Annotated in this window: 14 protein-coding genes and 1 pseudogene; 8 read left to right on the top strand and 7 right to left on the bottom strand. The window is 55.6% G+C overall.

The features are described 5' to 3' along the window. Window positions 1-365 precede the first annotated feature (365 nt). The 4 genes from C5F75_RS01405 to C5F75_RS01390 are packed head-to-tail and all read right to left on the bottom strand — an operon-like array spanning window position 366 to window position 7,336. Window positions 366-1,973 carry a type I restriction-modification system subunit M gene (locus C5F75_RS01405; RefSeq protein ID WP_104011805.1) on the bottom strand — a complete coding sequence of 536 codons (1,608 nt, stop codon included), beginning with the start codon at window positions 1,971-1,973 and terminating at the stop codon, window positions 366-368. Continuing rightward, window positions 1,970-3,073 (bottom strand): AAA family ATPase, encoded by a 1,104-nt coding sequence (locus C5F75_RS01400; RefSeq protein ID WP_104011804.1) that lies wholly within the window; start codon window positions 3,071-3,073, stop codon window positions 1,970-1,972. Before C5F75_RS01400 ends, C5F75_RS01405 begins: the two co-directional genes overlap by 4 nt. Next, on the bottom strand, window positions 3,070-4,350 hold the full coding sequence (locus C5F75_RS01395) for a restriction endonuclease subunit S (protein ID WP_181035354.1): 1,281 nt from the start codon (window positions 4,348-4,350) through the stop codon (window positions 3,070-3,072). Before C5F75_RS01395 ends, C5F75_RS01400 begins: the two co-directional genes overlap by 4 nt. Before the next feature lie 13 nt (window positions 4,351-4,363). After that, complete coding sequence (locus C5F75_RS01390) at window positions 4,364-7,336, bottom strand: type I restriction endonuclease subunit R (RefSeq protein ID WP_104011802.1); 2,973 nt, start codon at window positions 7,334-7,336, stop codon at window positions 4,364-4,366. A 1,273-nt stretch (window positions 7,337-8,609) separates the two neighbouring features. Here C5F75_RS01390 and C5F75_RS01385 point away from each other — a divergent pair. The 8 genes and pseudogenes from C5F75_RS01385 to C5F75_RS01355 all read left to right on the top strand — a co-directional run bounded on the left by C5F75_RS01385 (window position 8,610) and on the right by C5F75_RS01355 (window position 15,756). Next, window positions 8,610-9,020 (top strand): helix-turn-helix domain-containing protein, encoded by a 411-nt coding sequence (locus C5F75_RS01385; RefSeq protein ID WP_104011801.1) that lies wholly within the window; start codon window positions 8,610-8,612, stop codon window positions 9,018-9,020. A 424-nt stretch (window positions 9,021-9,444) separates the two neighbouring features. Then, window positions 9,445-9,975 carry a TnsA endonuclease N-terminal domain-containing protein gene (locus C5F75_RS01380; protein ID WP_181035352.1) on the top strand — a complete coding sequence of 177 codons (531 nt, stop codon included), beginning with the start codon at window positions 9,445-9,447 and terminating at the stop codon, window positions 9,973-9,975. After that, window positions 9,938-11,917, top strand: coding sequence for a Mu transposase C-terminal domain-containing protein (locus tag C5F75_RS01375; protein WP_181035350.1), 1,980 nt, complete (start codon window positions 9,938-9,940; stop codon window positions 11,915-11,917). The genes C5F75_RS01380 and C5F75_RS01375 overlap by 38 nt, the downstream gene beginning before the upstream one ends. Window positions 11,918-11,928: 11 nt before the next feature. After that, window positions 11,929-12,924 (top strand): TniB family NTP-binding protein, encoded by a 996-nt coding sequence (locus C5F75_RS01370; protein ID WP_104011798.1) that lies wholly within the window; start codon window positions 11,929-11,931, stop codon window positions 12,922-12,924. Continuing rightward, window positions 12,921-13,286 (top strand): annotated as a pseudogene (locus C5F75_RS37580) (TniQ family protein); the annotation flags it as partial. The gene C5F75_RS01370 and the pseudogene C5F75_RS37580, both read left to right, overlap by 4 nt. Before the next feature lie 399 nt (window positions 13,287-13,685). Further along, window positions 13,686-14,756 carry a hypothetical protein gene (locus C5F75_RS37065; protein WP_258048539.1) on the top strand — a complete coding sequence of 357 codons (1,071 nt, stop codon included), beginning with the start codon at window positions 13,686-13,688 and terminating at the stop codon, window positions 14,754-14,756. 111 nt (window positions 14,757-14,867) lie between these two features. Beyond that, complete coding sequence (locus C5F75_RS01360; protein WP_104011796.1) at window positions 14,868-15,203, top strand: helix-turn-helix domain-containing protein; 336 nt, start codon at window positions 14,868-14,870, stop codon at window positions 15,201-15,203. A gap of 76 nt (window positions 15,204-15,279) precedes the next feature. After that, window positions 15,280-15,756: a 3'-5' exonuclease family protein gene (locus tag C5F75_RS01355; protein ID WP_104011795.1), complete on the top strand. Its 477-nt coding sequence runs from the start codon at window positions 15,280-15,282 to the stop codon at window positions 15,754-15,756. Between the two features lie 16 nt (window positions 15,757-15,772). Here the strand turns inward: C5F75_RS01355 and C5F75_RS01350 are convergent, their stop codons facing one another. The 3 genes from C5F75_RS01350 to C5F75_RS01340 all read right to left on the bottom strand — a co-directional run bounded on the left by C5F75_RS01350 (window position 15,773) and on the right by C5F75_RS01340 (window position 20,484). Further along, complete coding sequence (locus tag C5F75_RS01350) at window positions 15,773-16,240, bottom strand: HAD domain-containing protein (protein WP_104011794.1); 468 nt, start codon at window positions 16,238-16,240, stop codon at window positions 15,773-15,775. A gap of 165 nt (window positions 16,241-16,405) precedes the next feature. Further along, window positions 16,406-18,898 carry a phospholipase D-like domain-containing protein gene (locus tag C5F75_RS01345; RefSeq protein ID WP_104011793.1) on the bottom strand — a complete coding sequence of 831 codons (2,493 nt, stop codon included), beginning with the start codon at window positions 18,896-18,898 and terminating at the stop codon, window positions 16,406-16,408. Beyond that, entirely contained in the window at window positions 18,895-20,484 is a 1,590-nt protein-coding gene (locus C5F75_RS01340; RefSeq protein ID WP_104011792.1) for a hypothetical protein, read from the bottom strand. Before C5F75_RS01340 ends, C5F75_RS01345 begins: the two co-directional genes overlap by 4 nt. Window positions 20,485-20,678: the final 194 nt, after the last annotated feature.

The following is a 20,678-nucleotide window of genomic DNA, read 5'->3' as shown; positions in this document are numbered from 1 at the left end:
GCATTTTGATGCCGTTGTGTGCGAGTCTGAATTCGTCCCACTCGTCGACAAATGCAAAGGGCTACAAGCTAACGCTTGTAGCCCTTTCTTGTAGAGGAAGACCAAATTTTCAGCCTTCGCATTGCGAATGAAGCTTCTATCTACCTAGGCCCACCCGATCAATGCTCTCGATTCCGAAGAGTTCTTCGGCAACGGATCAAAACCCCTGAAAATCAATTACTAGTCCGTCATCTCGGGCCGCACACGAATTTCGATAGATTCGGTTACACGCCGGGATTTCATATCGCACCGAAAACCCCATTGTCGAGTGGAGCAGGTCAGATTTAGCCCGGTCCACCGCAGACTAAGCATCGGCCCTTGGATAGTCATGGCAGCAAAGGCAGTCCCAAGGCTGCGAGGAACTCGTTGTGCCGCTTGGTGGCCTTCCTGATCTTCTTATCCAGCGAAACCAATTCAGCATGCACTGCCGTGAGGTCGATCTCCTCCCCGATCTCCGCCGTGCTCACATAGCGCGAGATGTTCAAATTGAAATCGTTCCTCTCGATTTCCTCCATACTCACTCGCCGCGAGTAGCGTGCATCTTCCTTGCGGAACTGATAGGTGTCGATGATCTTGTCGATGTGCTGAGGTAGCAGCTGGTTCTGCCGCTTGCCCTTCTCAAAGTGTTCAGCCGCGTTGATGAACAGCACATCGTCCGGCTTCTTGCACTTCTTCAGCACAAGGATGCACACCGGAATACCGGTGGAGAAAAACAGGTTGGCCGGCAGCCCGATCACCGTGTCGATGTGACCGTCCTTGAGCAGCTTAGTTCGGATGCGTGCCTCTGCCCCGCTACGAAACAACACACCGTGCGGCAGGATGATGGCCATCACGCCGTCCTGCCTCAAGAAGTGGAAGCCGTGCAGAAGAAAAGCAAAGTCTGCTGCCGATTTCGGCGCCATGCCGTGGTTCTTGAAGCGCACATCCTCACCAAGTGCTTCGGACGGCTCCCAGCGATAGCTGAATGGCGGATTGGCAACCACCGCGTCGAATTTCGGCATCTTGGCTGGGTTGGTCTCACGCAGCATGTCCCACTCGTTGAGCAGGGTGTCGCCGTGGAAGATTTCGAACTCGGAATCCTTCACCCCATGCAGCAGCATGTTCATGCGCGCCAGGTTGTAGGTCGTAATGTTCTTTTCTTGCCCGTAAATCTTTCCGATACCATGTAGCCCCATGCGGTGGCGCACATTTAGCAACAGCGACCCCGAGCCGCAGGCAAAGTCCAGCACGCTGTCCATATGTTTGCGCTGACCGGTCGCCGGCTCCTGCCCATCTAGCGTAACGATGGCCGAGAGGATGCTGGAAATGGGCTGTGGCGTATAGAACTCTCCCGCTTTCTTGCCGGAGCCAGCGGCAAACTGGCCAATCAGGTATTCGTAGGCATCGCCCAGCGCGTCACTGTCAGTGGAAAACTGCATCAGCCCCTTGGCAATCTCGCTGATGATCTTGCACAGACGCGCATTACGCTCGTCATAACTCTTCCCGAGCTTGTCCGAGGCTAGATTGATCTCGGAAAATAGTCCCCGAAAGGTGCTGGCGAAGGACTTTGTTTCGATGTGTTCAAAGCCCTTTTGAAGCGTGTCCAGCAGGTACTTACCCTGTTCGCGCGCCATCTTCGCGATGTTGCCCCACAGGTATTGCGGCTCAATCACATAATGCACCTTGCGACGCATCTGCTTTTCGAACTCGGACACGTCCTCTCGATTGCCCTCATACCAAAGCTGCAGCGGCGTGGAAACTGAGCTATCACACTGGGTGGGGTAGTCAGGCCCTAGTTCCTTTTGTGCCGCGGCCTCGTAATTGTCAGATAGATACCGTAGGAACAAGAAGGCCAACATGTAATCGCGGAAGTCGTCCGCGTTCATCGCTCCGCGCAGTTGATCGGCGATTGCCCAGAGGATCTTGCCCAGTTTCTCTTTTTCGAATTCGGTCATTGCGTGTCTGCTGCCTCAGCGGCCTGAGGGAATAATTCTGAATTGAAGGGATAGCGGCTCAAGAAGTCATGCAGGATCTTCTTGAAATAGGCTTTGTTCTCGTCCAGCATCTGCTGGGGTTCGTAGAGCGAATAATTGCCGTGGCTCAGGATATTGATCAGGCGCGCATGCAAGATGCCATCCTGATCGTCATCTTCTTGCTTAATGCACGCCGAGAAGTTTTTGTGCCCGTGAAAGCTCGCCGTCTTCTCCAGGATCGTGCGCAGCATATTGAAATGGTGGGTGAACAGACGGTCGTCCTGCGCGGCCTGATACAGCTCGGCCAAGGCAGCAACGTGGTGAAAAAACGGTGTATCCCCCGTCTCCTCCCGCAACACGTAGCCGCCACCGGTTGAGTTCTTGTTGATGAAATACCGCTTAGCATTCTTCAACTCATTGCACAGCACGTTGAAGAACAGCGTGTGGTGCGTCGAAAGAACGGTCTTGAGCTTGCTATCGGGCCGTTTGAGCAGTTGAGCCAGGTGGTTGGCCACAGCAATGGCGTTGTGCTCGTCCAGTGATGAAATCGGATCGTCGATATAGAGGTACTTGACCCAGCGGTAAGCCTCGATTTCAGGGTCCATAGCCAGCTCGACGACGGCAAGGAAGAAACACCAGACAAAAATGTTTTCCTCTCCCCGCGAAACCTTAATGTTGTCGATAACCTGTCCGGCCATAGTGCGCGAAAAGCGCACCGCCCATTCCTGCGTGTCGATTCGGAAATCGAAGTCAGCATAGCGCTGTAATAACGGGCGGATACGGTTATCCATCTCAAGCTCAGCCAAGCCGGCGAAGAAACGCGAGGCGTCGTTGAGCGTGAGCCTGCGGTCGCTGTCGCCGTCCAGATCGTTGTCCCAGTGGAACAGATCTTCGGTGAATGCGTTGAAATAGAGCGTGTCGCGAGCGTCGCCCTCCTTGCCGATGTCTTTGAATGCCATCGACAGCCGTGTCTTGCCTGTACCGTTGTAGGCATAGAGCAGAATGGTCTTCTTGTCTTCCAATACTTGCCGCAGCTGCGCGGCCAGCGCTGGCAGATTGGCGTAGGCTTGGTCCGGCCTCATCCCTGCACCTCGTTCAACACTGGAAACAGCTGCTGCGCCAAGCCCTTCCTGTGTATCTTGAGTGCGTCGACCTTCTGACCTTGGGTAGTAATCAGGGCGTTCAGTGAAGATAGAAAATTCGCGATTTCATTTTGCTCAGCCACCGTGGGTGGCAACATAAATTCCAAATTCTCGAACTCCTTTTGCCCCAAAGTCTTATTTCTACCGGCGCCGCCCGGCGACGCAATTCCCAATAATTCCTTTCCTCTTTTTGTCAGGAAAAAGTATTTTATAAATTCAACATTCGCCTTACCCGTCTTCGCCACATACATAGGAAACCGATGTGAGGCAATCATTCCGCCTTCTGCCGCCGACGTTACTGCAACAGCCTGCTCCCAAGCAAAAACAATATTTACAACAAAAGCATTTTCCTTAACCCAAAAAACCCTTTTTGCCCCAAGAGATTTCCCACTCACAAATTCCTTGTGGAATATCCCTTTCCCATGCGAGCGAATACCGATCTCCTGATACGTCGCATCGTCATCCACATCGACCGGATTAATCGATCTTGCGAGCAAGGCGGATATCTTTCGTTTTTTCCACTCCCCCGCCCCGTGGAACAGCGAGAATCGAAGGCGGGGAACAGCCTCGCCTTCGCGCGGAAAAAGCTGCTGCATCAGGCTATCCTTATGAACCTTGAGAGCCCGCAGCTTCTCGCCTTCCGCCACGATCAGCCCATCAAGTGAAGACAGGCAATCGGCGATTTTTTTCTGCTCCGCGCTGCATGGCAAATAAAACGGAAGAGATTCAAAAAACGATGATGGGACACGCCGTTGCCCGGCATTCCCAACCATATTTCTCTCTCCAATCCTCCTTACCTCATCGCGATAAATTTGAAAGAACAAAAATTCCGGGAGGCATTTATTTCGTGCGCGAAAAACATGGAACTCCGTACTTCCAAATCCCACCCCATTTTCCAAATTAATGGCCAGTGCCGCCTTTCCGTTTTCAAAGCACGGCGTAATTTTTGCCACAATCACATCCTTATCGACAAAGGATGTATAGCCTCTTTTTACATCACCGTAAGCTCGAATTTCTGACCAGCTAATTCCACCGTCCTCGGAAACCGCGGCCATAGGAACAAAACTTACCGAGTCATGGTCATGCTTCGTCGTCTTGACGGGATTAATCTCGCATACATCGCTCAGAAGCTTCTCCGCCCACTCCCCCGCCTGCTGAAATTCAGGAAAACGCAGTCGTGGCACCAACGCGCGTTTCTCGTTGTTCGCTTCGTTCATTGCGCCCGTGTCCTCATTGCTCATATGCACTCAATCCGGAAATCTCTCGCCCTTGCGCCAGCTTGCGCAGTAGCGGCGTCAACTCCTCCACCAGCGCTAATTCTTTCTGCGTGCGCGCCTTCCAGCCCAAACCCAGAGGCACCATTAGTTCGCTCAGAGCTTCCCCGTCGAAGACGCAGCGTCGAAGTACCTCGTCGACAAAGGATTGCAGCGCCTCGGCAGCCAGCCCGTATCGGGCGGCGATCTCAGTAAGTTCGCTGGCCTTCTTCTCGGCCTTGAAGCGCTCATAGCCGGCCCGAATGGTGGCTTCGTCGAGCGCCTGCCCTATTGGGAGGCGACGGATGTACTCGGCGATATCCTCTCGCTCGTCAATGAACTTGGCATCGGACTGGATCAAGCCGATGAGTTGTTCGCGGTTCAGGGTGACCTTGCCCGGCTTTTGCTGCGTCATGCGGGCAATCAGCCCCATGATGTAGTCGTAGTCGATGACTGCGGATGCAAACAGCACAAACTCGAAATCGAGCTGCTGTACTTCAGGCGAAGCTTGGTCACCTTGCTTGTCCTGCTGTTCCTTGAGCTGCTTGGCAGTCTCTAGGTACATCCCTTTGAAGCCTTGCAACTGGTCAGGTGGTGCAATCCGGGCGATTTGCTCCTTCTGCTCCCCGTTCAGGTCTGTGTATTGATCCAACTGGGTCTTGAGGCGCTGCACTTCCTTGAACAGGTTGACGAACTGGCTGCGCGCGGCATCTCCCCTGAGATTGACCACGTCTTCGGGTGTATTGGCCAAGCCCTGCGATCGCATGAAGTCGGCCAGCTTCTGGGTAGCGGACTGCAGACCATCGATGACCTTGGGCGCAGAATCCACCAGCCAGATCTCGCGCGGATTGTCGATCTTCTCGCCAGAGAAGAGTGCAATGGCTTCTTCCACGGGCTTTTGCTGCTGTCGGAAGTCCAGAATGTTCCCGTAGGGCTTGCTGTCGTTGAGCACGCGGTTGGTACGCGAGAACGCCTGAATCAGCCCGTGGTGCTTGAGGTTCTTGTCCACGTATAGGGTATTGAGATACTTGGAGTCGAAGCCGGTGAGCAGCATATCCACCACGATGGTGATGTCAATCTTCTGCGCGTGCGCCAGGTCAGCATTGGGGTACTGCTGATCCTTGATGCGCTTTTGCACATCCTGGTAATACAGGTCAAATTCGCTGATGCGATGATTGGTGCCAAAGCAAGCGTTGTAGTCGCTAATGATGCGGGTTAGCGCGGCTTTCTTGCCTTCTGGGTCCTCTTGGTTGTCTTCCTTTTCCTGAGGCAGGTCTTCCTGAATCTGTTGCACATCTTTGTTGCCGTCGGCGGGAGGGGAAAACACGCAAGCCACGTTTAGCGGCTGGAAAGTGTCGTCCTCTTCCAGCTTCTTGGCCTGATGCGTTTTGAAAGCGTCAAAATACTCTATGGCATCGTTGATACGAGCAGTGGCCAATACCGCGTTGAACTTGCGCCCATTGGTGGCCGCATCATGCTTGGCGAGGATCGTCTCGATGACCCTAGTCTTAGCCAAGCCTTCGCCTGGCTTGGGCAGGCTCCTGCCTTCTGGCTTGAAGTAGTCCACGTGGAACCGCAAAACATTACGGTCTTCGATGGCATGGGTGATCGTGTACTGGTGCAGACAGCGTTGGAACAAGTCATCTGTGGTGCGGTAGCTGGCCTGTTGCCCCTCGACCTGTTGATAGCTGGCATTCTGCTCGAAGATGGGCGTGCCGGTGAAGCCAAACAACTGGGCGTTTGGAAAGAATTCCTTAATGGCTTTGTGGTTCTCGCCGAACTGCGAGCGATGGCATTCGTCAAAGATGAACACCATTCGCTGGTTGCGCAGTGGCTCAAGGCGCTCCTTGTAGTTGCGCTTGTTGGAGCCATCGAGCGCCAAACCTAGCTTCTGAATGGTAGTGACGATGACCTTGTCCGCGTAGTCATCAGACAGCAGGCGACGCACCAGCGTTTCCGTGTTGGTGTTCTCCTCGACGCACCCTTCCTGAAAACGGTTGAATTCTTCGCGGGTTTGGCGATCCAGATCTTTGCGGTCAACCACGAACAAGCATTTGTCGATGTCCGGGTTGTCCTTGAGCAGGGTGGAGGCCTTGAACGACGTAAGGGTCTTGCCACTGCCAGTGGTATGCCAGATGTAGCCGTTGCCGCAGTTCTGGTGGATGCAGTCCACGATGGCCTTGACAGCATAGATTTGGTACGGCCGCATCATGAGCAGCTTTTGCTCGCTGGCCACCAACACCATGTAGCGGCTAATCATCTGCCCCAACGTGCATTTGGCAAGAAATTTCTCGGCAAATCCGTTCAGCTGCGTAATCTTCTTGTTGTCCTCGCTCGCGAACTGGTAAACGGGCAAGAATCGTTCGTCTGCATTGAAGCTGAAGTGGCGCGAGTTATTGTTGGCAAAGTACCAAGTATCGGTGCGGTTGCTAACAATGAAGAGCTGGATGAAGCACAACAGCGTCCTGCCGTACCCGTTGCCGGGGTCACTTTTGTAGTCGACGATCTGCTGCATGGCTCGACGTGGGCTGACGGTCAAGGTTTTCAGCTCGATCTGCACCACGGGCACACCGTTGATCAGCAGCATCACGTCGTACCGGTGATGGCTGTTGTCGGTGTTGATACGCAACTGGTTGATCACCTCGAAATCGTTCTTGCACCAGTCGCGGATATTGACGAGGGTGTAGTTCAGCGGCGTTCCATCGTCGCGCTCGAAACTATTGACGTTGCGCAGCGTCTGAGCAGCGCTGTAGACATCGGGAGTGGTGATGCTATCGAGCAGGCGGTGATACTCGCTGTCAGTCAGTCGCACCCGATTGAGCGCCTCGAATTTTGCACGGAAGTTGGCTTCGAGAGCAGCGCGGTCGCGGATTTCGGGCCGGTAGCTATACTTGAGATCACCGAGCTTGGTGATCAGGTCCTGTTCGACCTGATTTTCTGTCGAGGTCATGAATTTGTTCCTGCGGTAGATGGCCCGTTGGTTTGGCGGACAGCCCGCCACGGGTAGTTCATCAAAACCACGTCAGGCGCGCCCATTGGCTGCTTCGTTCAAGCTCTCCTTGATCCAATTGGATCAACGACACGCAGCATGCCTGCTTCCGCGTGTTGCAGACCTCGGATTATATCGGTACAGCCCGGCACAATCGGGGCAATCAGCGCTTTGACTGTCGCTCGACGGTCATCTTTCCGAGACCGGCTGAGCAGACCGTCAGACCTGAGGTTGGCCCCGGTTTGCGGGCAGAGCCAGCGACAGAGCACTGATGCCTCTTCGAGACCGTTCTGCCGGTGCAGCGAGCCCGGGCGGAACGAAGAAGAACCGGTGGGGAAAACCATCGGGAAATCAACGATCGATGGCAAGTACCGACTCAAGGTACAGATGTGCACGCGGACGATTCCCAGAAAGGATAGCTGCAAGACCAGTACGAGCACGCAACGCCGTACATCGAGACTTCGGCACATACCCTTGGGCACGGGGCACCGTTGACGGATACGTACGCTTCCATTTGCACCCTGATCCGTGCTGCAGGCGATGGGGCGATTCCAGAAGACGTGCGATCACGCAACGATCAAAACCTCTGTCCGCCGCCAGTCATGCTGGCGCCTCGCTCGCATATCTATTCCGATGACGACACTTGGAAGATGCGAGGCTATCACCGCACAAAAATTAAGCATTTTGGCTAAAGCTGCTGCGTCGACCCGCCCCGCTGAGTTCGCCGAAACGCACAAGTTACCGGCAGATTTTGAGGACACTTCGAACCGCCACGCTGTCGTCGGTGCGCGAGCTTCGGCCCCGCTACTAAGCCGCATTTTCCGTTCGAATCATTTCCCTATTCGACGCATACGTCGTCGATCAACTGACGGTGAAGCAACGCATGAAGCACCACGAATACACCTAACAAAATCGAGTGACGATAGAAAAATATTATCGCCCATGGAGCATACCTTCGCGTGCGAAGGGTCACGAGTTGTACCCGCAAATTCACTTGAAGATGTCACAGCCTGGCGGACATCACAATTAACAAAAGACAAGCTCCGCCGTCGGAATATTGGCAGGAAGATTCATCTTTGGAACAAAAACAAATATTTAATTTGCCTCAACAAAGACGACCATCACATTCTGTCCGCTTCATTATCAATGGCCCGTGCCAATGCCCATCGATTGCTGGCGAATGAAGGGCTAGTTATCCTAGGTTACCGTCCCACCTTCCAAATGTAGTCGACCAATGACCGCCCTCGGAAACTTCGTTCGAGATCGTCGAATCGAGCTCGGTCTCACGCAGGCCGCGCTTGCGGCACGTATCGGCGTCGACGACACCTACATCAGCGCAGTAGAGACTGGACGGCGGACGCCAGACGGGTCGCCGTTCTTGGAGATGCTAGGTCGAGCCCTGGAGTTCGACAGCGATCGAATTCACCAGCTATTCAACGTGGCGCGCAGATCTCAGCGATTTTTCCGCCTGCCCGAAGAGCTGTCACCCCGCAAGCACGCAGTGTTCATGGCAATCGCGGAGGACCTACCGCAGCTGAGTCCTGAAGACGTAGAGGTTATCGCAAGCGTTCACGCGGCATTGGTGCGAAACCGAAAACCAGACGCTCTACACAATGCCGACGTGATCGAAGGAGGGGCCATGTAAAGAAAAAGCGCCACAGACCGGAAGGGCCTGCAGCGCTCTTTGGTCGGGACCTATAGAGATCCGTCGCTTAGTCACCGCCGAGTCTCTTCCGTTCCGCCCTCAGAGTCAAGCCCTTCTTTTTCCTGTCGATCCGCCACCCCATGCGATTCGAGCAACCTTTGTCGAGTCGTGGATAGCGCTCGCCCATCGTTGGCGCAATTCTCGACAACGGTTGGTTGTCGAGGGGGTAGCTCACGCCTGAAAAGGAGCAGCAGTGAAAACGAGGTATTCGATACCGCTTCCATGGGCCGCTGGACACGAACCGGTCCGCAAAATCGTGACGCGGTCTGGCGGAATTCCACGTGGACTCTTCCCGAGTCGCAAAAACAACCGAATGGTCGGATATGAACACTTACTTGAAGCAGATGCATGTGTCCTATTCGAGATGTCCCCCCAAATCGCGTCCTATCGGGAACAGCCAATACGCATCTCCTTTCCCGATGGAGACCGGAGCCGCCTTTACACCCCCGACTATCAGCTAGAACTGAAGGATGGCCGGCAATTCCTTGTCGAGATCAAGCCAGCGCGTCGTCTGGCTGCCCCGGAGATCCGGGCCAAATTCGATCACATCGAAGAACACATGCATCGACTCGGATTGCCCTTCCTAGTTCTGACGGATGAGGTCATCCGCGCGCAACCACGATTGACAAACCTCAGGCGCCTGCGATATGAAGCGCCGCTCACTACAGTCGACTACGATGCGATTCGCCGCGGCCTAGGGACGATACCTCGTCCTGAAATCTATACATTAGAACAACTAATCAAAATTCTGGGTTCGAGCGCCGTCGTCGATCTTCTTATGCGTGGACATGCGACATGTCCCCTCGATCGTCCACTCAGCCATGACACGCCCGTCAACCTATCTCTGGAGAGTAATCATGAATGGTTTCTCATTGACGACAGGACAGGTTTTTAAGATCGATGGCGCGAAATTTCGTATCGATCGCACACTCGATAACGGAAGTATCACACTTGAGAATTGCGAGACGTTGGATCTCGTTCGTAAGACAAGGCAGGAGATTTTGGAGGCCTACGCGGAGGGACGAGTGGTGGCCGTACCCCGACGCCTCACAGAAGCAGATGTCCCATCTAACGAAAGCGCTTTGCGATCCCGATATGGCCGTCCGTTTTGCGAGCTTAAAAAGTCAGTGCAAGTAGCTGCACTCCGGCGCAAAGCCTACGTAGATCTCATTTTATCAAATGGCCGCCCATCATACACACCAAAAATTTTACGTCCATTCATACTGAAAGTAGCCCAGACGCTCAACGATAAAAAACCTCCGAGTCCCACAACTGTTTATCGCTGGTGCGAAGCTATTGGAGTTTCAAACGATCCACGTAGGCTAATACCCAGACACGATCTCAAAGGCCCGCGCAAACCCCGAACGAACCAGAAAGTCATTGACCTCTTCATGGAAAGCATTGTTGAGGAAGCAGCCATCGCTTGCAAACTTGCGATAAAGAACGTTGAGGATCGCCTGTCGAAAAAGATTTCCCAAACCAATCACTTTCTCCCGGCAAACGAGCATCTTCAGATTCCCAATACGAGAACTCTGTACCGATTGTTCGACAGAGTACCTGAGTATGACATCACTTTACTCAATGAAGGAAAATCTGCCGCTGACCGACGATATCGAATAGTTCGACGAGGTGTACAGGTGTCCCGCGTCCTTGAGCGGGTAGAAGTCGACCATACACCATTCGACGTATTTCTCGTAGACGAAAGAACATGGCTTCCATGTGGTCGACCAACCTTGACAATGCTGATCGACGTCTTCAGCCGAATGCCGTTAGGCTATTACATTAGCTTTGATGACACGTCGACGCTGGCGGTCATGCGCGCAGTCCGACATGCACTTCTCCCAAAGAAGCCAGCTAGAGCCGTCGTCCCAAACCTGACTGTACAGAACCCTTGGCCTTGCTTCGGTCGGTTCGAAATGCTGGTGTGCGACAACGGCCTCGAATTTCACAGCGACTCACTGGCCGCCGCCTGCTTCGATTTGCAAATGCAGTTGTTGTTTTGTCCAAAGAAACAACCGCAGTTCAAAGGTGTGATAGAGCGCTTTCTAAAAACTTGCAATTATTCCTTTGCCCATAGATTGCCGGGTACCAGCCTCGCACATTTCTCAGCTCGCGGCGACTACGATCCGCTTACCTGCGCCGTCCTGACAATTTCGGAATTCACCCATCTGTTTGAGAAGTGGCTTCTTGACGTCTACGCACAAACCGTACACAAGGGTATCGGTACTACTCCGAGCAAAAAGTGGGAAGAGGGAATCGTCGGTGTATCTCAGAAACTTCCCGCATCAGCCGAAGAAATCGCTTTGCACCTTGGAATCTACAAAAGGCGCAGCCTACGCCATGACGGCGTGTTGCTCAACGGCCTTTACTACGCTAGCGACGATCTATTACCCATCATCTCGACCTACGGCATAGGCGTACGTGTTCGAGTTGCGTACGACCCAGAAGACCTCGGCTCTATATGGCTTTGGGCGCCCGACGGGCAAGAGAAAATTCGCGTGCCGGCCGTCCAAGCAGACTACGCGAACGGACTTCGCTTGGCACAGCATAGATTGATCAGGAAGTACTGTCGCGATAGCGAGGAAAGCGGCGAACACGCTACAAGCCTAATGGAAGCGCGCATCGAGATTGCCGAGGCCCTATCTGGCCTCGCAAACTCGAAGCATCTCCGGCAGCGCCGAAAGGCGGCAAAGGCGCTAGGAGTGAGCAACGAAAACCCGTCCGGAAACGCAACGCCGAGCCCTCCGCCTCCTCAAAAATCCCTTGTGATGACCTCCCCAGTAAACACCCTGGATTCCACTGCAAAGCTAAATCGAATCCAGCGAAACATCATCTAACGGGTGGAAAAATGAAGGAAATCTCAGCCTTGTCTGCGAAGCAGTTGGATGCCTTGGATCGGTTTCGCCGTGAAACCCTCATGTTTCCACAATTCGAGACCGCCTATCGCAGCATATCGGAATCGCTGTCCCTGTACCGAAAAACTGGGCTCGTCGAATGTATGGCGCTGTACGGCGAAACTGGATGTGGAAAAACTACGGTATGCAAAGTTATCGAGGGCGAAAATCAGCGCTACTCTGAACCCCACCGAGACGTCGTACCTGTTCTCTATGCTTCCATCCCGGCGCTTGCGACTATCAGCTCGGTTGCCGAGTGCCTGCTGACAAAAATCGGAGACCCGGCTCCGTCCAAAGGGACCAACTCGTCGAAGACCGAGCGGTTGATCGGCCTAATTCACGCATGTTCGGTCGACATGGTCATACTTGACGAATTGCAGCATGTCCACGATCGAGGGCAATCACCGACGATCTACAAGGTGGGTGATTGGATCAAGTACTTTGCGGATCGAATCGCGAAGCCCGTCGTTCTCGTCGGCATTCGTCGTGCTGAGGTACTTGTCGCTACGAACGGGCAGCTTCGACGTCGATTTTCGGCAGCTCTACCCATGAACCCGATGACGTTCGACAACGAGACACGGGTTCAGGAATTTGTGACTCTTGTGTCGACGCTATTCGACGCGCTACCAATTCAATGTGCACTCCAGCTATCGTCGTATGAGGCACTCGAGCGACTGTACTACGCGACCGATGGTCGGATCGGGTATCTGGTCTCGCTATTTCAACGCGCGCTGATGCTTGCATTCCGCTCCGATTCGACAACAGTTTCAGAAGCCATCCTAGAACAATCCTTCGTCGAACAAATTTGGGAGGCTGGCTATGGCCAACTTAATCCGTTTAACAAGGACTTCTGTCTTCGTCGCTTAGACAGACGGCTGGAACCCTTTGCGGCAGAGAGCATTGATGTGAAACCCAAGACGAGCCGTCAGTCGAGGAGGGGGGCAAGATGAGCCGCGCACCTCTCTTACTCCGCGATCCACCTCACAAAGACGAGAATCTCACTGAATATCTGCGCCGGCTCCTGGGTATCAATGGATACCCAGGAAGCTTCGATTTCGTCAAGGACATCCTTCAAAAAAATCCCGTCACTGTCGAAGATCTTACCGATCTAACCTTCATTTCGACCAAACAACTGAACTGCCTGCCGGAGCCGTGGCCTTCATGGATTAAACGGGAGGGCAATACCGCTTCGCCTGAGAAGGAGTCGTGGCTCAATAGAATCCGTATGCGCTGGTGCCCAGCATGCCTGGCCGAAGACCACTACATGAGGTCAGCATGGTCGCTAAGCATTTTCGTAGCATGCCCAACACACAACACGATGCTAAGAGAGTCGTGCGATGCATGCGGCAAGGTGCTGACGTGGAGGAGCGGATCCCACATGCAGTGCACGTGTGGTCGGAGGTTTACCGAGATGACAATGGAGCGAGCACCGGAAACGCATACGACGTTAATGCAGTGGTACAGCGGTAACGGCTCGAGGCAGCTAGTCAGTTCCGAGCAACGAGCGTCGCGCCGTCTTGTCACGCCTTTTGCACGCCTTTCACAGACTCAACTCTTGCGCCTGCTCCATGCGTTGGCGCCGCACATATCCGCTCGCCCTACACATCGTCATGGTCGGACACCCGGGCTTCAGAATTTGAGCACGGCCGCAAACTATGTGGATCAATGCGCTCAACTTTTGCTGCACTGGCCATATAGCTTCCAGACTATGATGGCCAAGTACGATGAAAAGACCACGACAGAAACGAGCATTCGTCGAAAATACTCCGGCCTTTATCGCTTACTCTACAAGACACTCGCGGGCAATGAATTCGACTTCATGAGGCGAGAGTTCGAGGCTTACCTCGATGGCCACTGGTATGGGGCAATCGATGGACGGCATCGCGCATTCAGCAAGCGAAAGTGGCACACCGTGCTTTCCGCAGCCGATATTCGTCGAGAATTGGGGTGCTCGCGTGGCGTGATCTGGCGGTTGATTTCGACTGGCGGACTCAATGCTCGTATTTTACGTAGTCCTATGGGACGACGCTTTGCTGTCGCGGACGCGAATAGTGTTGCGCAGACGAGGGCCGCTCTTCGCGATGTCATCGATCTACACGCAGCTAGTGAACTACTCGGCATAAGTCGTCGCCGCATTCGCATCTTGCTGAGCGCCGGCTTGATCGGGGAAGCTCCGAATTATCATAGGAGCAAGTGGTCTATATCTGTGCACGAAGTGCGCCGCCTGCTTGACCTTCCAACATGCGACCGCGCGGACCATTCGCCCGAGGAGGCCCTGCTGCTCAGGCATGTACTCCGGCACATGTGTAGAGATAATGCGGTGTTCGTGAGCGTCATTGAGTCGCTGCTTAGCGGTGCAGTACGATCCTTCGGGAAGGCCTCAGGCGTCCGCGGAATTGGAGCATATCTGGTGCACAAGGACGACGTCCGCTCGGTTATCTGCGGTGCAAAGCGTCTTCCACCATCGACGATGAGCGCCCAGGTAGTCGCACAGGTGCTTTCAATAAAGGAGGAGGTTGCGTATCACCTGATCCGATCTGGTCTATTGCCTCATGATGTGTATCGGGTCAATGGTCGAGCGATAGATCTGGTCACTAAAGATGACGTTGTGAAGTTCCGATCAACCTACGTCTCACTGGTCGATATTGCCAAACGTTGGAACGTCTCTCCGAAGGCGGCTCTGCGCCGCCTCAGCGAACGGGGGGTCGACGCGATCACGGGGCCGTCCGTGGATCGCTCACGGCAGTATTTCTATCGCGTTGCGGACGTCTCTGCCACTTAACAAGTAGCCGCGTACTACTGCAGGAACCGGCAAGAGCACGAATCGTCGCTGGGCGATCTCGCCCGGCAACGATTCGCGCAGTTGAGAATCGGACCTACAATTTCACATCCAATGAAAATCGAACCTATCGATCTTGAGAAAATACAAAGCAGTGCATCTCAAAGCGATACTCCTTATCGTCTTAAGTCAGACACCTATCCAGCTCGCGGCAATCATAACGTCGCATTCGGCCTCACATTGCGAAAGCTCCGAACATCGCAAAATCTCACGCAAGAAACGCTGGCGTTTGCTGTAAACCTAGACCGGACGTACATATCGCTCTTGGAGCAGGGCCGCCGTTCGCCAACGCTCGACACCGTCGTGGCGCTGTGCAGAGGACTTGATTTTTCGATTGTAGAGTTTCTCTCGATCGTCGAGTCACGGCTCGCGCCTGCGCCGACAGAGTAACGCGAGCCTACATGGCGAACGCGAAACGTCATCCTTATGTCGTTACCAATCTGGTGCTCAACACCAAGGGGGGACAATGCGAATCTTTGTTGATACAGAGTTCACCGACTTCATCGACTGCCATCTAATCAGCGTTGCGTTGGTCGCCGATGATGGCCAGGAGTTCTACGCCGAGTGCAACGACTTCGATCGACGCGCCTGTAGTGCATTTGTCCATGAAGCGGTGCTGCCGCAACTAGGTCAATATCCTGACCGAGTGTTCTCTCGCCAAGATCTCCAGCGGGTGCTTCACGAGTGGCTGCACCCATTCAAGGGCGGCATCTTCTGCATGGACTTCGCAGGAGACTGGGATCTTCTTGTAGATATCCTCGATGGTGTCCCCAGTGGCTGGCAGGGGCTTCTCATACGTGACCAGATCGACCAGGTTCGGTTGGAGTCCTACTACAAACAGTTCGGCGGTCGCCACCATGCACTACACGATGCCCGCGCTCTGCATTACGCGATGCAAGATAGACCTGCGTCTACGCATCCTGCGAAATCGAGCCCCGACTGACAGAGATCAGTATCGCTTAGGAAACGAACTCATCAATCTGTCGAAGTACGGCGGGATCGTCTATCCCGCGGGCCGGATCGCATACGACGAGGCGGGATAGTAGTTCCGGGGCGGATGCGAATTCCTTGGGGGCGTCATCCAGAATCAGGACATCGGCTAAAGTCAGCCGATGCCTTCGCATATAGTCCGTTATCCGTAGCGAGCGGCTCTCGATACGCCGGTTCGTGAGATAAATTTTGGTAGCTGCGCTCAGCTCGCGCAGATACTCATCTTGCAAGCGTTTGAGGTCGAACATATAGATCCAGGTGCTGTGGATTGCGATGTCGACTGCTTTCCCGCTGACCCGTTCGGCCAGCTTGGTCTGCAGTGAACAAACTCCCTGCCCGACCACCACCGGTCCGTTGGGCCCGTATTCGAGCTCGCCCACAGAATTTGGATGTAGAACTCCATCGATGTCGAGGAATATCGTTGTCCTCTTGCTCATGGCTAGACTCAACTTCGCAGAAACGGATCGAGATTACGCCATCACCACTTGGGCTGGTACCCAATAGCATTCTAGGCGACCGCACTTAGTCTTCGTAGGTCCTCGCCCCGCTGAAGCAATACTGACGTGTCGCCGACGAACAATTCTCGCTAGTGTCCTTGGTCGTCACGCAAATTGAGCTACCTCCTGCGCTTGTGTGCAAAGGCGGGCATGCTCCTCAAGCACCGCCGCTTCGTTTACACCGAGGCGCGCTCCGTAACGATGGGACATGCCTGCGAAGACCTCTCTCACTGCATCGCCAAGTGCTTCTTCTGGCAGCAGAGAGGCGAAGCGATAGAGGGCCGCAGCCAATCGATCCTCTCGGTGCCCGTTCTGTACCGGGACTCCCTCTTCGCTAACAAAGACGCGCATTGCGCACAGGGCCCAGAAGCACGTCGCCCAGCACTCGAGCACATCCTCAGGCAGTCCGCCGCCGAGGCCGGGATCTACGACAACTCGCGCAATCAGTGGCTGTCCGCCGCTCCTCGTGCGGAACAGCTCATAGAGCAGCCGGGTGACACGTCGCTGCCAGCTTGCATCGCCCGCACTCGGCAGCACTTGCTGCCGCGACACCTTCGCATTGGTATCCCCGGGCATCAAGTTGGATTTCCGGCTGCCGGCGCCCAACACGACGACGAGCAGCGCACGCAAACGCAGTAAGTCCACCACATCTAGATCACGCTTCGAGGCCTCGCTCTGGAGCAGTTTGATGAAGTCTTCAACGGCTTCGATGAGACTCTTCTGCGTGTCGTTGACGTACTGGCGCTGACGTCGCAAACGCTGCGTGGCGGCATCGACATTAATTGACGACACCAGATCGTCCGAGCCGAACCGGTCGTCGTTATCCAGCGCGCCGTCGCCATTCGCCGTCTCATCGCCAAGCGACCAGTTCTGGCCCGCCGCGTCGTCTTCGTCGCCGGTCTCAACGGGCAGCCGTCCGCGCCCGATGAGCGCATTCAGGAACCCGCGCACCGACTCCTGATGCGACGATGTCAGATGGCTGACCAATGCATCGTCTTCTCCGGCAGCGGCCTCTCTGCGGCCAGCGATAAACTGCTCGTAACTCAGCGTGCGCGAAACGCCTTCATCCTTTTCACCCTGCCGGTCGCGCTCCTCTCTTTCGTGACCGGATGCCCGACCTCCGGCTGTGGCCTCGGCCTCGCGCTCCGCTGCTTGAAGTTTCTGAATCACTTCAAGCAGCCACAGCCCTTCGATGGCATCCTCGTCGTCCAGTAACGCGAGCGCGTTATCGACGGCACGGCTCCTAGAGCGGCGTTGCGCTTCCTTGAGGGCTTGCTCGATGGTCACGATAGCGAGCGACGACTCAAAGCCGTCCGCGCTCACTTGCGCGAAGTGCGGTACTGCCTCAGCACGGCATCGATAGCAAAAACGTTCGGCACCGCTTCCAACGCGCTCAAGGCTAACCGTCAGGCGCGCGCCAGTGCTGTCGAACAGGGCGATTTCCGCGTGAGTTGCATCCAGCCCAGTTGGCGGCCACCAGTACAGCCGGTCGCCGACGAGTTCGAAGCGTCCTGGCAGGCGGCGTTGAAACTCTGCCATCGGGATATCGTCGGCGGGCTGGTATGAAGCGACCGTCTCCGGTGAAATGGCCGTCGCATCGATCAGTGCACTATCCAGCCCGAGCAACTCGGCCGCCCGGCCCGGCGCGGTCTCGCGATACAAGCACGCTTCTTCATTGACACCGTCCCCTTCTTCCGCGCCCAGGGCCGCCGTCGTGCAATTGGCGCTGCCGAACAGGATGCAGTCGGCCGTCTCCGTTTCGGCGATAAAAATCTTAGCGTGCGCGAAGCGGCTGGAGCCTGCGTTCTTTACGTCCTTGAGGTCGTGTAGGCTCACGTTCGAGTCGTTCCGCCATCGATGCACGGGAAAAAGCCGCGTGTTGGGGCGCAGCAGGACTGCCGTCCTAGCAGGCGTAAGTTCATGCCTGAAGCGATCGAGCGCGCCGAGGTCCGCGTCCCAGTATGGACTGACCGCAATGAAGCGCGTGACCCGTCGCGCGCCGATCCGCTCGATGAAGCGCGCGCCGATGCCGCGGCTCCCGCCGCTGGCGAGAAATGCCAGCACGCCACCGTCGTCGGACATCACGGTGCCATTGCCAGGCGTTGCCTCCGCCAGCCAGCGTGTCCGCTTCAAAGCCCAATCCAGTTGACGTCGCGCCACCGACACCTCAGGCAGCAAACGCTCAAGGTAGTCGAGTGCAGCGCGCAGGATCGGCACGGCAGACGGATCGGCTTCATCGGTCCTGACTTCCCCGATGACCTCGAGATTTCCCGCGAGGCCTGCCGCGGTCATATTCGCGGAACTGACCATCAGCCGTCCCGACGCATTCCCGAGCTGAAGGATTAGCTTTGGATGAAAGACGCCAGCCGGCTGAATGCCTACAACCGAATAGCGGCGGCCAGCGAACCGCGGTCGCCGGAGGCCGCCTTCCATGGCCTGCGCGACCATCCGCGCATCGGCGACTAAAACATTGTTGCTGCTGCCCGCCTCGCGTAAGCGCGGCAGCGCGATCGACTCGTAGGCGGCAAAGTCCACGCCGAAGGTCGTCACGATGGTGGTGTGATAGCCAGTTTCCGCAAAGGAGTTGAAGAGCTTCATGCGGCGAGTACCTCAAGGCCGGCGGTAGTCGGACCTGCATCGTTCAATAGGTGCAGGTCTCTAAGAAAAGTAATTGCGGACGACAGACGCGGATTAGTCAGTACCGGCCCCGTACCCTGACGCAGCCGCACGCGTCCGTCATCGCATTCGAGCAGGAAAGTGTAATCGCCCTGTCCACGGAACTTCTGAATCGCCACCCAAAGGTGCCGCTCGACGATCCTGCACCGAACCAACCGCATGAGCAGTTCGGGCAGAGGGAGATGTGCATGCGCGCGCAGGTCGGACAGCTCAGTCACGATTGACTGTACGAACTCGCCTTCCGTGACGACCGGGCAACACAGCTTGACGCGCTCCAACCGGTCCTCCCACCGCTTGTGCAGAACGGCCAGCAGCAAGACCGCCCGCGCGGCGATGGCATCGCCATCGGTTTCGTCCGAATCGCTGATGGCGAGCACGTCGTTGTGAAGCCGATATTCGGAGAGTGCATCGCTGTCAGACCACGGGTCGGTGGCGAGCCGGATGTTCGTCAGGAGCAAGTCCCACGTGCCAGCCTCATGGTGCGCCAGCGCGTCAGTCAGCCGTTCGGCTACTCTTACGACCAGGTGTTCCAGTGGCAGGCCAGCGGGCGTAAGTGCAAGCACATCGAGCACGAACCTGAGAATCGCCTCGTAGGCGACGTGCAGGAGATCGTTGGCGTGATATACGCTCCACGCGAAACAGCGTTCGTCCTCGGTCGAGGGAACGTCATCGAATGCTTCGCCATCCGCGTTTCGTCCGGCATAAAGCGTCCAGCGCACCTGCTCCACGTCGATGCCAGAGGCATTCGCCTGCGCCGCGCGCAGGATCAGGCGCAAGGTCTGGCTGCGCACGACCGCTGCAGGCCGCTTCGGGTGAAGCTTGGCGAACAGCAAGTCCTGGTACAAACGGCATTCCTCGCTACCCGCTTCGATGTGCGACGGCAGCATGATCGCCAGCGTTACAAGCTCTTGCCGCGAGACCGTGCCCTCTTGAGCGGCATGCCAGAAGACTTCGGCGGCGTCGCCGACCGACGCGTTGAACAGCTTCGCAAGCTGGTCGCCGACATCCGCTGTCGGTACCGGCACCTGATGCGCGTCGACGTACTCAAGCGCCCCGATTTCGATAAGTTGCGAGCCATAAGCCGCACCAAAGGCACCGAACTTCTGCTTCAGATACTGCGGATGGCTGCCCCGATCTGTGTTCGGGTGAAACACCAGATCTCCCGACGCGGTTTGCGCCAACTTGTTGCTCGCCCAGATGACGCCTGCCACGCCACGCTCGCTGTCCGCCACCGCCGCGACGAGAGCGTACAGCGCTTCAGCACGTCGCAGACAAATGCACCAGCGCTCCACCGATGTCTCTCCGATCCGTTCAGCGTAGTTTTGCGCGATCCACGCATAGAAGCCGTAATAACGCATGCGCAACGTCACGTTGCTAATGCCCGGAAGCAGTTCCTGATAAAGGGCGATGCTGGTGGTCTGCATGCCCAGCGGATCAAGGCCACGCTTGTCTTCCTTCGACGTCCACATGGGCAACCCCGTGCTGGCAGACTTGAATGCTTCGTTCATCTGTTTCTCCTCTTGTCGTTATTGTTCGAGGCTTTTGGCGACCGTCTGTGTGTATATAGTTAACGGATTATCGCAAACGACATTGAGTCCATAGCGACGGGCACGGTTTGGGCCTTTGCCGACGTCCGTTTGATCAACGGTGAGACTACCGCTCTACGATTCCGGCTGACTTTCGTTCCGGCTCCGTCTCGTGT

This window comes from Burkholderia anthinoferrum, from assembly GCF_002925705.1.
Taxonomy (GTDB): domain Bacteria; phylum Pseudomonadota; class Gammaproteobacteria; order Burkholderiales; family Burkholderiaceae; genus Burkholderia; species Burkholderia semiarida.
Note: the sequence above shows the minus strand (reverse complement) of the source record. Positions and strands in the feature narration are given on the sequence as shown.

Bases quoted from the DNA above. Each gene is read 5' to 3' on its own strand.
- C5F75_RS01405 (WP_104011805.1), bottom strand. From the start codon at position 1,973: ATGACCGAATTCGAAAAAGAGAAACTGGGCAAGATCCTCTGGGCAATC.
- C5F75_RS01400 (WP_104011804.1), bottom strand. From the start codon at position 3,073: ATGAGGCCGGACCAAGCCTACGCCAATCTGCCAGCGCTGGCCGCGCAG.
- C5F75_RS01395 (WP_181035354.1), bottom strand. From the start codon at position 4,350: ATGAACGAAGCGAACAACGAGAAACGCGCGTTGGTGCCACGACTGCGT.
- C5F75_RS01390 (WP_104011802.1), bottom strand. From the start codon at position 7,336: ATGACCTCGACAGAAAATCAGGTCGAACAGGACCTGATCACCAAGCTC.
- C5F75_RS01385 (WP_104011801.1), top strand. From the start codon at position 8,610: ATGACCGCCCTCGGAAACTTCGTTCGAGATCGTCGAATCGAGCTCGGT.
- C5F75_RS01380 (WP_181035352.1), top strand. From the start codon at position 9,445: ATGTCCCCCCAAATCGCGTCCTATCGGGAACAGCCAATACGCATCTCC.
- C5F75_RS01375 (WP_181035350.1), top strand. From the start codon at position 9,938: ATGAATGGTTTCTCATTGACGACAGGACAGGTTTTTAAGATCGATGGC.
- C5F75_RS01370 (WP_104011798.1), top strand. From the start codon at position 11,929: ATGAAGGAAATCTCAGCCTTGTCTGCGAAGCAGTTGGATGCCTTGGAT.
- C5F75_RS37065 (WP_258048539.1), top strand. From the start codon at position 13,686: ATGGCCAAGTACGATGAAAAGACCACGACAGAAACGAGCATTCGTCGA.
- C5F75_RS01360 (WP_104011796.1), top strand. From the start codon at position 14,868: ATGAAAATCGAACCTATCGATCTTGAGAAAATACAAAGCAGTGCATCT.
- C5F75_RS01355 (WP_104011795.1), top strand. From the start codon at position 15,280: ATGCGAATCTTTGTTGATACAGAGTTCACCGACTTCATCGACTGCCAT.
- C5F75_RS01350 (WP_104011794.1), bottom strand. From the start codon at position 16,240: ATGAGCAAGAGGACAACGATATTCCTCGACATCGATGGAGTTCTACAT.
- C5F75_RS01345 (WP_104011793.1), bottom strand. From the start codon at position 18,898: ATGAAGCTCTTCAACTCCTTTGCGGAAACTGGCTATCACACCACCATC.
- C5F75_RS01340 (WP_104011792.1), bottom strand. From the start codon at position 20,484: ATGAACGAAGCATTCAAGTCTGCCAGCACGGGGTTGCCCATGTGGACG.